This window comes from Phycisphaeraceae bacterium, assembly GCA_019636675.1.
In the GTDB taxonomy this organism is placed as follows: domain Bacteria; phylum Planctomycetota; class Phycisphaerae; order Phycisphaerales; family UBA1924; genus JAHBXC01.
In genome coordinates this window covers 432919-446391 of record JAHBXC010000002.1, presented here as the reverse complement: position 1 = coordinate 446391, position 13473 = coordinate 432919, and the positions used below count along the sequence as shown (strand labels likewise).

Annotated in this window: 10 protein-coding genes; all 10 read right to left on the bottom strand. The window is 66.5% G+C overall.

Features of this window, described 5'->3' with window-relative positions; genetic code table 11:
• Nucleotides 1–37: 37 nt before the first annotated feature.
• The 10 genes from KF684_08480 to KF684_08435 all read right to left on the bottom strand — a co-directional run bounded on the left by KF684_08480 (nucleotide 38) and on the right by KF684_08435 (nucleotide 13390).
• Nucleotides 38–3202: an efflux RND transporter permease subunit gene (locus KF684_08480; GenBank protein MBX3352959.1), complete on the bottom strand. Its 3165-nt coding sequence runs from the start codon at nucleotides 3200–3202 to the stop codon at nucleotides 38–40.
• Between the two features lie 15 nt (nucleotides 3203–3217).
• Nucleotides 3218–4558, bottom strand: a complete 1341-nt coding sequence (locus KF684_08475) for a hypothetical protein (protein ID MBX3352958.1) — start codon at nucleotides 4556–4558, stop codon at nucleotides 3218–3220.
• Between the two features lie 29 nt (nucleotides 4559–4587).
• Nucleotides 4588–5991 carry a TolC family protein gene (locus tag KF684_08470; protein ID MBX3352957.1) on the bottom strand — a complete coding sequence of 468 codons (1404 nt, stop codon included), beginning with the start codon at nucleotides 5989–5991 and terminating at the stop codon, nucleotides 4588–4590.
• Between the two features lie 205 nt (nucleotides 5992–6196).
• The gene (locus KF684_08465) at nucleotides 6197–6655 is read right to left on the bottom strand and encodes a hypothetical protein (protein MBX3352956.1); all 459 of its coding nucleotides are present in this window, start codon (nucleotides 6653–6655) and stop codon (nucleotides 6197–6199) included.
• Between the two features lie 142 nt (nucleotides 6656–6797).
• The gene (locus tag KF684_08460; GenBank protein MBX3352955.1) at nucleotides 6798–7472 is read right to left on the bottom strand and encodes a hypothetical protein; all 675 of its coding nucleotides are present in this window, start codon (nucleotides 7470–7472) and stop codon (nucleotides 6798–6800) included.
• A 43-nt stretch (nucleotides 7473–7515) separates the two neighbouring features.
• A complete protein-coding gene (locus KF684_08455) occupies nucleotides 7516–9870 on the bottom strand; it encodes a heavy metal translocating P-type ATPase (GenBank protein MBX3352954.1) in 2355 nt (784 codons plus the stop codon).
• A gap of 9 nt (nucleotides 9871–9879) precedes the next feature.
• Nucleotides 9880–10188: a metal-sensitive transcriptional regulator gene (locus KF684_08450; GenBank protein MBX3352953.1), complete on the bottom strand. Its 309-nt coding sequence runs from the start codon at nucleotides 10186–10188 to the stop codon at nucleotides 9880–9882.
• Between the two features lie 94 nt (nucleotides 10189–10282).
• A complete protein-coding gene (locus KF684_08445; GenBank protein MBX3352952.1) occupies nucleotides 10283–10594 on the bottom strand; it encodes a hypothetical protein in 312 nt (103 codons plus the stop codon).
• A gap of 94 nt (nucleotides 10595–10688) precedes the next feature.
• On the bottom strand, nucleotides 10689–11960 hold the full coding sequence (locus KF684_08440; protein ID MBX3352951.1) for a copper oxidase: 1272 nt from the start codon (nucleotides 11958–11960) through the stop codon (nucleotides 10689–10691).
• Nucleotides 11960–13390 (bottom strand): TolC family protein, encoded by a 1431-nt coding sequence (locus KF684_08435; protein MBX3352950.1) that lies wholly within the window; start codon nucleotides 13388–13390, stop codon nucleotides 11960–11962. The genes KF684_08440 and KF684_08435 overlap by 1 nt, the downstream gene beginning before the upstream one ends.
• Nucleotides 13391–13473: the final 83 nt, after the last annotated feature.

Sequence of the window (13473 nt, the reverse complement as noted above, 5' to 3'; positions counted from 1 at the left end):
GTAATCTCCTTCATCAATGATTATTGATCGATCGAAGTCACACATTCTCGGCACGGGCCGGGGGCTTGAGGCGGTGGATGGCCGCGAACCCTGCGGGCACGACGACCAGATTGAGGAATGTGGAGGTCAGCAGGCCGCCGAGGATGACGACCGCGAGCGGCGCCAGGATCTCGTTGCCGGGCCTGTCGCCCTTGAGGATGATGGGGATCAATGCGAGCGCCGCCGTCAGCGCGGTCATCAGGATCGGCACGAGCCGCTCCAGCGACCCCTGCACGATCGCTTCGTGTAGCGGCACGCCCTCCTCGGTCATCAGGTGCTTGTAGTGATTGACCAGAAGGATGCCGTTGCGGACGGCGATGCCGAAGAGCGTGATGAAGCCGACGAGACTGGCGATGGAAATGACCGGCGCGATGTACGAGCCCACACCCAAGAGCGCCAGCGCGTTGGTGAGCGGGTTGGGCGACTCGGTGAGGAAGATCGCAAGGATGCCGCCGATGAGCGCCAGCGGGAGATTGACGAGAACCAGCAGCGCGACCCGCAGAGAACCGATCGCGAGGTTCAGCAGCACCACCATGATCAGCACAACAAGCCCGCTGAAAAGCGTGATCGTTCTGCTCGCAGACTGCTGGGCCTCGAACTGCCCTCCGTAATGCACCGTGTAGCCGCGACGCTGCACGATCGGATCGACCCGTTCGCGAACCTGCGTGACGAGGTGCCCGAGGTTCGAACCCTCGGCGACATTCAGCGAGACGACGGCCTTCCGCTGCGCGTTCTCGCGCGCGATGAGGTTTGACGCCATCTCCGGCCCGATGACAGCGACTTCCCCGAGGCGGACCAGGGCCCCGCCCTGGCCCCGGAGCACGAGGTTCTTGAGATCGCTGACCGTGCCGCGTTCTTCCTCATCGAGGCGGACCACCAGCGAGTACCTTCGGACTCCCTCGTTCACCTCGGCGACCCGCACGCCGAAGATCGCGTTGCGGACCTGTTCCGCCGCCGAGCGTGGCGTGAGGCCATACGCCGCGAGTTCGGCGGGCTGGTACTCCACCGGGAGCGACTGGATCATCACCTCGCGATTGGCCGCGACATCCCGGGCGCCCGGGAGCGGCTTGAGGGCGGCTTCGATCTCTTTCGCGATGATGCGCAGCGTCGCGAGATCATCGCCGTAAACGCTGATCGCGATCGCCGCGGGCGTGCCCGAAAGGATGTGGCTCAGGCGGTGCTCGATCGGCTGCCCGATGTTGGTGGTGATCCCGGGCGCCTGTTCGAGGATCAGGGATATTCGCTCTCGGACGGCGATGTCGTTATAGCCAGGAAGAACCGTGATCTCGATCTCGGAATTGCTCACCGGCTCGGCGTGCTCGTCGCGTTCCGCACGCCCCGTGCGTCGGGTGACGCTCTTCACGCCCTCCACGATGAGGAGTTGCTGCTCGATCGCGGACGCCATGCGGTCACTCGCGGCGAGCGAGGTGCCGGGCGGGGCGAATACTCCCACCGTGAAGGTTCCCTCGTTGAACTCGGGCAGGAAGGATGTTCCAAAGGTGGAAGCGAGCAAGAGAGCCAGGGCCGTCGCGAGACCAGCGAGCGCGAGCACGAGCACGCGCAGCCGGATCGCCAGCCGAACACCGGGTTTGTAGATTCGCTTCAGGAACCGCACGAGAAACCCGTCCGACGCCTCGCTCTTGCTCGGCTTGGCGCGCAGCAGGTAGCGGCACATCGCCGGTGTGACGGTCAGGGCCACGACCAGCGACGCCATGATCGAGACCACGAAGGCGATGCCGAGCGGGCGGAAGAACCTGCCCTCGATGCCCTCCAGGAACATCAGCGGCAGGAAGACCAGCGCGATGATGATCGTCGCGAAGACCATCGCCGGGCGGATCTCGTTGCTCGCGTCGAAGATGACTTTCAGCTTGGGCTGGCGCGCTCCCTCGGCCCGGGCGGCGTTCTGCCTGAGGCGACGGAAGACATTCTCGACATCGATGATCGCGTCATCAACAAGACTCCCGACCGCGATCGCGAGCCCGCCGAGCGTCATGACATTGATCGTCTCGCCCATCCAGTCGAGCACGAGCAGGGCGACCGCCAGCGAGAGAGGCAGAGCCGTGAGCGTGATGAGCGTCGTGCGGGGGTTGAGCAGGAACAGGAGCAGGATGATCGAAACGATGATCGCCGCATCGCGCAACGCGTGGAAGACATTGTTCACGGAAAGGCCGATGAAGTCGGCCTGCCGGAAGATCTGCCGGTTGACCCGGACGCCATCGGGGAGCGACGGCTCGAGCGCGTCGAGCATGGCGTCGATCTGGTCGGTGATGGCCAGCGTGTTCGTGCCGGGGGCCTTCTGCACGGTCATAACAATCGCGGGCTTGCCAGCGTCGGCGCCCGTGCCCCTCTTGGGAGCGGGGCCAAGACGAACATCAGCAACTTGCCCGATGGTCACCGGCGCGCCATCGTGATATTTGATGACTGTGCCCGCGATGTCGGCCACCGAGCGAACCCGTCCGCTCTGTCGGATTGGAAGTTCGAGACTGTCCACATCGGGCAGGTAGCCGGCGCTGAGCGTGCTGTGGGCCTCACCGGCGGCCGCGATCACATCGTTCACCGACAGGTCATACAGCCTCAGAGTCTCCTGCTCCACAAGCACCTGGTACTCCGGCAGTTCGCCTCCGATCACCGCCACCTGCGAGACGCCCGGGATAGCGAGCAACTTGTTCCGCAGGTCGAACTCCGCGTACGCGCGCAGTTCCATCGGCGGGACCGTCCCCCCGGGCGACGACACCGCGAGGAGCATGATCTCGCCGGTGATGCTCGTGATGGGCGTCATCTCGGCGTGAACGCCGGGCGGGAGTTCATCCCTGACCGAGTCGAGCCGCTCTGAGACGAGCTGCCGGGCCCGGTAGATATCCATCCCCCAGTCGAACTCGACATAGGCGATGGACAGCCCGATCGCGCTGCTCGTTCGCACACGCCGCAAACCGGGAATCCCGTTGACCGATGTCTCGATCGGGAAAGTCACATACTGCTCGACCTCGTCGGCGGCGAGGCCGGGCGCCTCGGTCATGATCACCACGGTCGGCGCGTTGAGTTCGGGGAAAACATCCACCGGCGTCCCGGGGAGGCGGACGGCCGCGAACGCGAGCACGACGCCCGCGAGCACCAGCACCAGCGCGGCGTGATCGAGCGAGAACTGGATAAGTCGCTTCAGCATGAGATCTCGCTCCTTTCAGTGTTCGCCGTGGAAGGCGCCGTCGGCGTGGAAGTGGCCGCCCTTCTGCGTCGCGCCGCTCTGCTCGCTGGCGAGCTTGAGTTCGTACGCGCCGTTCAGGATGACCTCGTCGTTGAGCGAAAGCCCGCTGTGGATCACGACCCATCGCCCGTCGTCGACGCCCATGTCGGCCTCGACCCGGATCGCTTTGTTGGGATCCTGGGGGTCGCGCCGGAAGAAGACATGCGTGATGCCGTCCTTGACGATCGCGGCCCGGGGGATTGCCAGCGCGGGACCTCCGCTGGATTCCGCCACAACCTCGAGGAACGCGGATATACCCGGCCTCATCCACGGCCGGCTCTCGGAAGGCGTTGCTATGAGCGTGACGGTCCGCTGCGAAGGGTGTGCCTCGAGCCCGATCATGACCGACGCCTCGACCCCGTCGCTGAGCGAGACGCCGGGCGTCGAGGGCGGCACGAGACGCCCCCGGGGCGTCAACCCGAGCCGCGCGAGGTCGGACTGGAGCGCCAGCGCACGGAATCGAACCTGGCTAGGATCAACGGTGGACAACACGAGGGACGGTGATTCCGCAAAAGATCCGTCAGTGATGGCCAGGGTTTCCACCACGCCGGGCTCGGTGGCACGCACCTCGATCCATTCGATGGTCTGATAGACGGGGACTTTCAGCCCCTCGTGCTCGACGGGGGCGGTGAGCCGGTCTGTCGGGATGCCCGAGGCCGCCGAAGCGCGGTGCAGCGCGTGCTCGCGGGTCCGCTCTCCATTGGCGCGCTTGGTCTCTGCCAGACGCAACTCGGCGCGCAGCCGGGGCAGGCTCGCCTCCGTCTCCGCGGCCTGCGCTTCGAGTTCGGCGCTGCGGATCTCGGCATCGGTCAATGACGCCAGACGCCGCCGCGTGACATCCAATCGTTGCTCGGCTTCATCGATGCGAGCCCGGACGACCTCCATCTCGGCCATCGCCGACTGGATGTCCTGCTCGCCGACGATGATCTCGTGCTCCAGTTCTGGCCATTGCGGCGAGCGGAAGCGATAGAGCAGATCCCCCGGCTGGACCCGCTGGTACTGGTCGACTTCGAGTTGAACGGTCCCGGGCAACTTCAGGCGGTACTCGTGCCGGGCGAGCGGCTGGAGCTCGAACGCCCCGGGGACACGGATGGTGCTCTCCACGAATCGGCGCTCGACCTTGACCATCGTGATACCCAGGTTCGTCCGCACGGTCGCGGGGATGTCGATGCGGTTGGTCGCCGCGGTCGCGGGTGCTTCCTGCTGGGGCGCGCCGGCGCGATCGCTCGTGCGCGAGCAGCCCGCTGCCACCAGCGTCACGAGCAGAGAGAGCGTCAAGAGTCGGCGGAGTCGAGTTGGCGTGCATGTCATGGATTCACCTCGCGGGCGGCGTCGCCCTCGTGCGTCAGGGGGGCGATCTCGGTCGCATTCGGGAGTTGGGGGTTCGATGGCTGGACGGTCGGCGTCGTAGGGGGACCGACGAGCAGGGCGAGTTCCGCTATCGCGAGCGACTCGCCCAGCCGCGCGTCGATGACGGCCATCCGCGTCTGCGCGACGCGCGTCAGGCTTTCGAGGAGGACGAGCGTGCCGCTCTCGCCGAGTTGGAGCAGGCTCCGCGCGTCGGTGAGTTGCCGGTCAACCATCGGGGCCATATCTGTCTCGATGAACTCCAGTTGCTCGCGGAAGTTGGCGAGACGCGCGCGGGTCGCCGCGACTGATCCGGTGAGCCGCTCGTACGCGGTCTCGAACCCCGCCCGCGCCAGGTCGCGCTCGGCGTGGGCTTCGGCGATGCCCTGCTTGTTCGCGTTCAGGATCGGTATCGGCAGCGCCAGCGAGAAGCCCAGGAGCGTGTCGCCCCGGTCGAATTCGGCGAGGGGGCCGATCGTCAGGTCGGGATACTGCCTGCGCACCTCTCGCCGGAGCGTTTGCTCGGCGATCTCATACTCCTCGCGGAGCCGTACAAGCGTGAGGTTGCGTTCTGCGATCGCGTCGGGCGTCATGTCCTCGGGCGCCGCCTGCAGGACGACCGTAGGCACGAGTTCAAGCGGCGCGTCAGGGGCAAGCCCCATCAGAGATCGCAGAGTCTGCTCGGCTTCAGCCGCCTCCCCCCGAGCGCGAAGGAGCGACTGGCGCTGACTCCCCTGCTCAATGATGAACAGCGCCGCTTCGGTCCGCACGATCTCACCCGCTTCGGCGAGTCTCGCGGTGGAACCGACGAGCGACTCGATGGACGCGAGCAGCCGCTCGGTCTGTTCGGCCCTCAACAGAGCCGCCGACCATCGCAGCCACGCCTTTCTGACCTCCACACGAGTCTGCCACTCCCGCTCGGCGACCCGCGTCAGCTCCGCAGCGAGCGCCGCGTCCGCGCGGGCCTTCTCGGCTTCGAGCCGACCGGAGATCGGGATCGTGAACGACAACCCGGGCGTGACGACCAGTGGATTGGGCGCGCTTTCTGTCAGCGACAGGAAGTCGACGCCGATCTGCGGGTCGTCCCACAGCCCGGCATGCTCCGCCGTCGCCGCCGCAACCCCGGCCCGCAGCCGGGCAAGGCGCAGGTCCGGGTTGAACACCAGCGACACGATCTCACCCTCGGCGAGACTAAGCCCGTCGGTGAGGTCGAACACACCCGGCTCACCGGACCGAGCCAGACGCCGAGCAAACTCCACGACAGGGTCATCAGACGGCGTTCGAGCCCGCCACGCGTCCCGGTGCGCCGACAGGTCGAGCGGCGCGGCCTCGTAGCCGCGGCAGCCGCCGACCAGCAACAGCACCGTCGCGGCGATCCCCGTTGCCCTTGGGCGTGGTCGATTGATCCGATTGAACCGGGAAGATCCCGGTCGAAAACGCTCGCGCATGAAAGAGCATGCCACGGAAGTATTCCTGATGAACATGAGGAGTGGGCACGCCGGCCCGGGACAGGACAACGACACCGCTTACCTCATCCCCGAGGTCGCGGCACGAAGAACTGTCTCTCGTTCAAATCAGGAAGGCGTTGCTCGTGCGTGCACGCCGGTCGCTGAAGCGCCCACTCGTGCGTTCGACGCTGGACAACCTCGTCGGAGGTCGCTCCGGGCCGGCGATGTCATCGGCCAGAGCGAGCAGCAACGACGCCCACGCGTCGATGACGACCGGATTAATCAACACTTCCGCCAAAACTTCCGCGTCGGAGGCGACCTGCACCCTCCTTGACGGAAGTTGCTCGTGATCGTGGATCGTCACCTGCAAGCCGAGCGGCGAATCGTCCGAGTCGCTCGCGGGAGCGCCGTGATCGTGGGCGTGGGAGTGCCCGTGGGCCTCGTCGTGCCTGGCCGCGGCCGCAGCCGCGCCGCCCGCGATGCTCAGCGGCGCCATGTGCAGGTGCGCCGACTCCCCCTGATGCCCGTGGACAAGCACATCGGAGCCCCGGAAGAGACTGAGCACCAGCAGCGGGATCATAAACCCCACTACAAGCATGCGCACCGCCACCGATGCCGCGGAACGGCGCCCGGATCGAGGAACATGCGCTGGGATGGGGCGATGCATCGTCCTAAGAGTATCGGCTGACTTCGAAAGCGTCCATCACGCTCGAGTGATCGCCCTATACGCCGGATGATGGACCCGGACCGGGGTTGCCATCCCCTCGGTCATCGCCATGTAGGCGAGCATCGACGCCAGCCTTCTCCAGCAGCTTCAGAAACCCCAAAGCAGGGTCTTTCGTGTCTGAAACCTGGTACACGGCCCAGTGCGCCCGTAGGTGCTGACGAAGATAGGACAGCACATGCCCGAGCAGGATCACATCGTGGCGAGGGGAAGACGATTCCGGGGGATGCGATCCGAATGCGATCAGTCGGACGCGATGGCCGTGCGCCATGGTCGCTCTGCCGCGGCGGATCAACTCCTGCACGACGGGACGAGCGTCCTCGGGATCACAGCATCCGAATCGCGCGAGCGCGGCGCTGAGGACGGCCTTGTCGATCGCGCCCTGATTGAGCGATGCGCGGCCCTCCTTGACCTCACCGATGATCATATCAGGGAGGTCTGCACGCGCGTCGAGCGTGGGATCGACCGGGAGTGTCGGGCCGTGGGATCGGCCCGAGGCCGTGACCGCCTGCCCGGCAACGCTCGCGCGCCCGAACCGGAACGCCAGGACATCGAGGTCCGTCGCGGCACGATACCCGCCAGCGTCCGCCGCTTGCACCACGGGGAACTCGGTGACCGTCAGGTACCCATTCACGCGCAGGTAGGCCTGCACGAGCGCAACAGCGTTGTCCATGAAACCCTTCCTCCCGAAGCGGTCGCGCGGGACTCGCGAATGTTCAACGCGACTGGGGTTTGACGATGAGCCGCAGCCGCAGGGCGTTCGCGATGACCGACACCGAACTGAACGCCATCGCAGCGGCGGCGATCATCGGGCTCAGCAGCACGCCGAAGACGGGGTAGAGGACGCCAGCGGCGACGGGGACCCCGGCCGCGTTGTAGACGAACGCGAAAAACAGATTCTGGCGTATGTTGCGCATGGTCGCTCGGCTGAGCCGGTGCGCGCGAACGATCCCGTTGAGATCGCCTCCGACGAGGGTGATCCCGGCGCTCTCGATGGCAACCCCCGCCCCGGTGCCCATCGCGACGCCGACATCGGCTTGGGCGAGCGCCGGCGCGTCGTTGACGCCGTCTCCCGCCATCGCGACCGTGCGACCTTCGGCCTGGAGAGCGCGGATCTTCTCCGCTTTTTGCTCTGGAAGCACCTCGGCGTGGACCTGGTCGATGTCGAGCTGCTTCGCGATCGCTTCGGCGGTGGTCCTGTTGTCGCCGGTGAGCATGACGACGACGAGCCCGCGAGCATGGAGCGCCCTGATCGCGTCGCGCGTGGTTGCCTTGATCGGATCCGCCACCGCGAGCAACGCCGCGAGTTCGCCGTCGATCGCGGCGAACATCGCCGTACCGCCCTCGCGACGGTGCGCATCTGCGGCTTCCGCAAGCCTGGCTATATCGACCCCCTCGTCTTCCATCATGCGCGGGGACCCGATCGCGACGCGCGATCCTTCGACAGTCGCCACGATGCCCTTGCCCGTCACGCTCTCGAACGAGGAAGCGCTGAACCGCTCGGTGGATCGTGCCTCGAGCCCCTCGATGATCGCCTCGGCAAGCGGATGCTCACTCCCGCGCTCGGCCGCCGCCAGCAGCGCGAGCACGCGTGACTCCTCGCCCCCGCCCACGACGCGCGCCTCCACGAGTTTGGGGTGTCCCTCGGTGAGCGTGCCGGTCTTGTCAACGACGACCGTGTCCACGGATTCAAGCTTCTGGAGCGCCGCGGCGTTCTTGATGAGGACGCCCTGCTTGGCGCCCTGTCCTGCAGCGACCATGATCGACATCGGGGTCGCGAGCCCAAGCGCGCACGGGCACGCGATGATGAGCACCGACACCGCGGCGACGAGCGCGTAGCCCAGCGAGGGCGAGGGCCCGATCGTGAGCCACACAACGAACGAGATCATCGCGATCACCACGACTGCCGGGACAAACCACGACGAGACGGCGTCGGCGAGGCGCTGGATCGGCGCGCGCGAACGCTGGGCGTCGGCGACCATCTGTACGATCTGCGCCAGTGTCGTCTCCGCTCCCACGCGGCTCACGCGCAGCACGAAGGAGCCGGTCTTGTTGAGCGTGCCTCCGGTGACGGGATCGCCGGAGCCTTTCCCGACGGGGATCGGCTCGCCGGTGAGCATCGATTCGTCTACCGAGCTTCGTCCCTCCACGACCTCGCCGTCGATGGGGACCTTGTCGCCGGGGCGCACGCGCACGAGGTCGCCCGGCGCGAGCCGATCGACCGGGACATCTTCCTCCCCACCGTCCGCCAGGATCCGCCTGGCGAAGGGCGGCGCCAGCTCAAGGAGTTCCCGGATGGCGCTCCCGGTGCGCTGGCGCGCGCGCAACTCCATGACCTGCCCGAGGAGCACGAGCGTGACGATGACCGCCGCGGCCTCGAAGTAGACGGGCACGCGCCCCGACGCGTCGCGCAAGCCCTGGGGGAACAGACCCGGCGCGACCGTCGCGACCACGCTGAATACATACGCGATCGAAACGCCGATCGTGATCAGCGTCCACATGTTGGGCGAGAGTGCCCGGATCGAGCGCACGCCGCGCACGAAGAACGGCCACGCGCCCCACAGCACGACGGGCGAGGCGAGCACGAGCTCGGCCCACTGCGAAACCGCCGGACTGACCACACGATGGAACGGGTGATCGAAGAGCATGTTGCCCATGACATACAGCAGGAGCGGCGCAGAGAAGACAGCGCTGATCCAGAACCGCCTCGTCATGTCGCGGAGTTCGGAAAGGTCCTGCTCCGCCGTCGCGTCGAGGGGTTCGAGCGCCATGCCGCAGATCGGGCAGTCGCCCGGGCCGACCTGCCTGACCTCGGGGTGCATCGGGCAGGTATAGATCGCGTCTTTGGGACCTTGCGCCGGAACCGATGCCCGATCGCCGTGCCCATTCGAACAGCACGAATGACCGCCGCCGGAAGTTCTCGGCGCCGCGCTGACATACCGCTCGGGGTGAGCCCGGAACTTCTCCGCGCACCCCTTGCTGCAGAACAGATGCTCCATGCCAGCATGCCGAACACGCGCAGCTGCCGCTGATTCCATCACATCCATGCCGCAGACTGGATCCTTGGGCATCGGACACTCCTATCGGGCGTTCTTGAACAACATGTCGATCAGCTCATCACTCGCGGCTTCAAACTCCGCCTTCCCGAGCTTCGCGGCATCGGCGACGCAGTGCTTCAGGTGGTGACGCATCAACTCCTTGCCAACAGAGCGCAGCGCCGATTGCGCCGCCGCGATCTGCGTCAACACATCCACGCAGTAACGGTCGTGCTCGACCATCTGCGCGATGCCGCGGATTTGCCCTTCGATGCGTCTCAGCCGGGCGAGGTTGGCGGCTCGCTGCTCTGCGCAGACGCCGGAGGCGGATCGGCTGCTTGGCTTTGTACCCATACCCCCTAAGGGTATATGTCGCCGCCGGCCTTGTCAAGAGGTTTCCTCGGAGGATGAACGATCGCCGCCCGCTTCAGGAACAGCCATTCGGCCGTCAAGGTGGCGGCGACAACCGCGACAGCAAGGGCAAGAACAAGTGGAGCGGTCTGGGCACGAGGCTCTCGGTGATGACCATCGAGAAGTACATCAGGATGGCCCCCCCGGCCGTGACGACGCCGGGCCCGTACGCTTGCTGGAGGATCATCGCGAGGCCGCCCGCGCAGGGGTAGGTGTTGGATACCTTGACGCAGGAGTACGCGCTGAACGCGACGACCACGGCGGCGGCGAGGAACGCCAGCGGGAACAGCCCGCCGGTCAGCTCGGCGACCTGTCCGGTGAGCGCGAAGATCCCAGCGCTGATCATCACACCTGTGCCAATGGCGACCGAACCGGCCAGACTCCGGCTGTTCTTCTTCTATTCCGCTGTACTCATGGTCTGTCCTTTCCGCGCGATCATGTCGTCACGGTTCAGTCTTTCGCGCGACCGATCCCTCCGGGAACCGGTACCAGCCGGGATCTTCGTACGACGACAGGGCCTCCCGGACCTTGAGCACCGTAAACATCCCCCCCATCTCGATATTCCCGAACTGTCCCTTGCCCGACATCATCGGGAGCGTGTTGCGCGGGCCGGGCATGTGCTCGGCCATGTCTTGCATCTCCGCCATGCCGTGCTCGCCCATCGCCATGTAGCCCGGGAGCATCGAGCGGATCTTCGCTTCGAGACCCGATTGATCGACGCCGGCGGTGTTGGCGATGTCGTGGGCCATCGCGTTCATGGTGTGATGAGCCATATGACAATGGAGCGCCCAGTCGCCCGGGTTGTCGGCGATGAACTCCACATCGCGCGTGGTCCCGACGGGCACGAGCACGGTCGTCTCGGGCCATTGCCCGGCCTCAGGAATCTGTCCGCCGTCGGTGGCAACGACCTTCCACGCGTGCCCATGGACATGGATCGGGTGGTTCCACATACTGAGGTTGCCCAGCCGGACGCGCACGCGGTCACCTAACCGTGCGACGAGGTGCTCCGTGCCCGGGAACACCCTGCTGTTGAAGGTCCACATGTTGAAGTCGACCATCACCGCCGGATCGGGCCGGTATGTCCCCGGATGGACGGCCCAGTTGTGGAGCATGATCGCGAAGTCGCGGTCGATGGGGTCGCGCCGGGGCTCGCGCGGGTGGACGATGAAGAAGCCCATCATGCCGAACGCCATCTGGGTCATCTCGTCGGCGTGGGGGTGATACATGAATGTCCCGTGCTGCTCGGGGATGGTGAACTCGTACACCCAGGTCTCGCCGGGCTGGATGCCCGGCTGGGTGAGCCCGGTCACGCCGTCCATCCCGCAGGGGATGAACAGCCCGTGCCAGTGGATGCTGGTGTGCTCCCTGAGCCGGTTGGTCACAAAGAGGCGCACGCGATCGCCCTGCACCACCTCGATCGTCGGGCCAGGCGTCTGCCCGTTGTATCCCCAGCACTTCACCGTCATGCCGTCGGCGAACTCGCGCTCGACCGGCTCCGCAACGATGTGAAACTCCTTCGCCCCCTCGCGCAGTCGATAGGGCATCGTCGTGCCGTTGGGCGTAACCACCGGGGTGTAGTCCGGGTTCGACAGCGGCGCGGCGCCAGGCTTGGGCCGCGCGATCGGCGGGGTTTCATCGGCGCTGGCGCGCCGTACGAGCATCACACCCGCCCCGGCGGCGAGACTGCCCGCGAGAAATGAGCGTCGGTCGAGCATCAGTGGTCTCCGTGATCGTGATGGTTGACGGGAATTTCGGCGGGCGGCGACTCGCGCGGTGAGGGCTCGGGCATGGGCAGGCGTCCACCAACAGCGCGTTCCAGTTCGGCGCGCGTCGACCAGTACTCGTGGATTCGTTCGAGGTACTCGCGGTACGACGCGAACTCCTCCCGCTTGGCGGCAAGGAGGTCGAAGGTGTCCGCCAGCATGAAGTTGTATTGCTCCTGCGTGAGACGGGTGATCCGCTCACGCTGGGGGATCAGGACATCCCGGTAGTGCTGCACTTCGTGCCGGATCGCGTAGAGCCGGTCACGCAGGCGACGCACCTCTGATCGAACTTCGATCGCGAGGGCTTCGAGCCGGCTCTCGGACGCGAGCAGCTCCGCATCTAGCCGCACGATCTGGCCTTGTCGCTGGTCGAAGACGGGGAGTTCGAGCGCGATCTCCGGCCCGTACACCCATTGACCGTCCGAGCCGCGTGACGCTATCGCGCCGACCTCCGTGGTGAGCAGGTAGCGCCAGTCGCGCTGGAGGCCTGCTGCTTTCGCGATGGCCTGAACCTCTGCGGCGGCCGCCGCGAGATCGAGGCGCTGTCTCACCGCGAGCGATTCGAGATCGGCAAGGTCGGGTTCCGCCCGGGGAAGTTCCGGCAAGCGTCCAACGATGGTCCAGCCGGTCCGCTCGCCCCACAGACCGAGGTGAACATTCAGGCGCTCGCGACGGTCAAGAACCTCGGCGAGGCTCCGAGCGTGGGTCACGCGCGTCTGCTCCCAGAGCGCTTCCTGGTTTGCCAGCGCAAGGTCGCTGAGATTGCCCGCCGCGTGGACACGACGGGCGAACTCCGCAGACGCCTCGGCGGCGCGCGCGATCTCACCCAACATCTCGCTGGTGTGGGTCGCCGCCTGGAGATCCAGAAATGCCCTGCGAGCCTCGGTCGCGGTATCGAGCACATCTGACGCGACTAAGAGCGTTGTCGCGGTCACACCCAGCGAGGCGATCTCTCGCCGCGCGGGCGTCACGAGCACACGCAGGAGGTTCAGGGTGAGGCCGAAGTCGAGTTCCGTCTTGCTGGGTGGCCGATCGGGGAACGCGACACCAGCGCTCAGCATGGGATTGTCGAGGAGGCCGGACTCGATGAAATCGGCCTGAGCCATTCCGAGTGTGGCGTAGCGGGCTCGGAGTCGTCGGTTATTGAGCAGCGCGATCGCCACGACTCGTTCCGCGTCGAGCGGCTCCGCGAGCAGAACTGCGACCCGCTCGTCGATGGCGGTGGCCGCTTCGGGGGTGACGGGCCACGCGACCTCCGCCCCGATGCGCTCGCGAGTGAGGTCGCCCACGCTCCCGAACGATCCGTCGATGTCCGGAACGGCGCAGCCGACGAGCGTCAGAGCCCCGACGAGGAAAGCGATAACGGAAAATCGCGGCGTCACGGGCGCGCCTCCTCGTCCGGGTGTGCATGATGGGCATTGGGGTCATCCACGCCGCGCTGCGGGACGAGACGCATCCCGCACTT

Bases quoted from the DNA above. Each gene is read 5' to 3' on its own strand.
- KF684_08460 (MBX3352955.1), bottom strand. From the start codon at position 7,472: ATGGACAACGCTGTTGCGCTCGTGCAGGCCTACCTGCGCGTGAATGGG.
- KF684_08455 (MBX3352954.1), bottom strand. From the start codon at position 9,870: ATGCCCAAGGATCCAGTCTGCGGCATGGATGTGATGGAATCAGCGGCA.
- KF684_08440 (MBX3352951.1), bottom strand. From the start codon at position 11,960: ATGCTCGACCGACGCTCATTTCTCGCGGGCAGTCTCGCCGCCGGGGCG.
- KF684_08450 (MBX3352953.1), bottom strand. From the start codon at position 10,188: ATGGGTACAAAGCCAAGCAGCCGATCCGCCTCCGGCGTCTGCGCAGAG.
- KF684_08480 (MBX3352959.1), bottom strand. From the start codon at position 3,202: ATGCTGAAGCGACTTATCCAGTTCTCGCTCGATCACGCCGCGCTGGTG.
- KF684_08465 (MBX3352956.1), bottom strand. From the start codon at position 6,655: ATGATCCCGCTGCTGGTGCTCAGTCTCTTCCGGGGCTCCGATGTGCTT.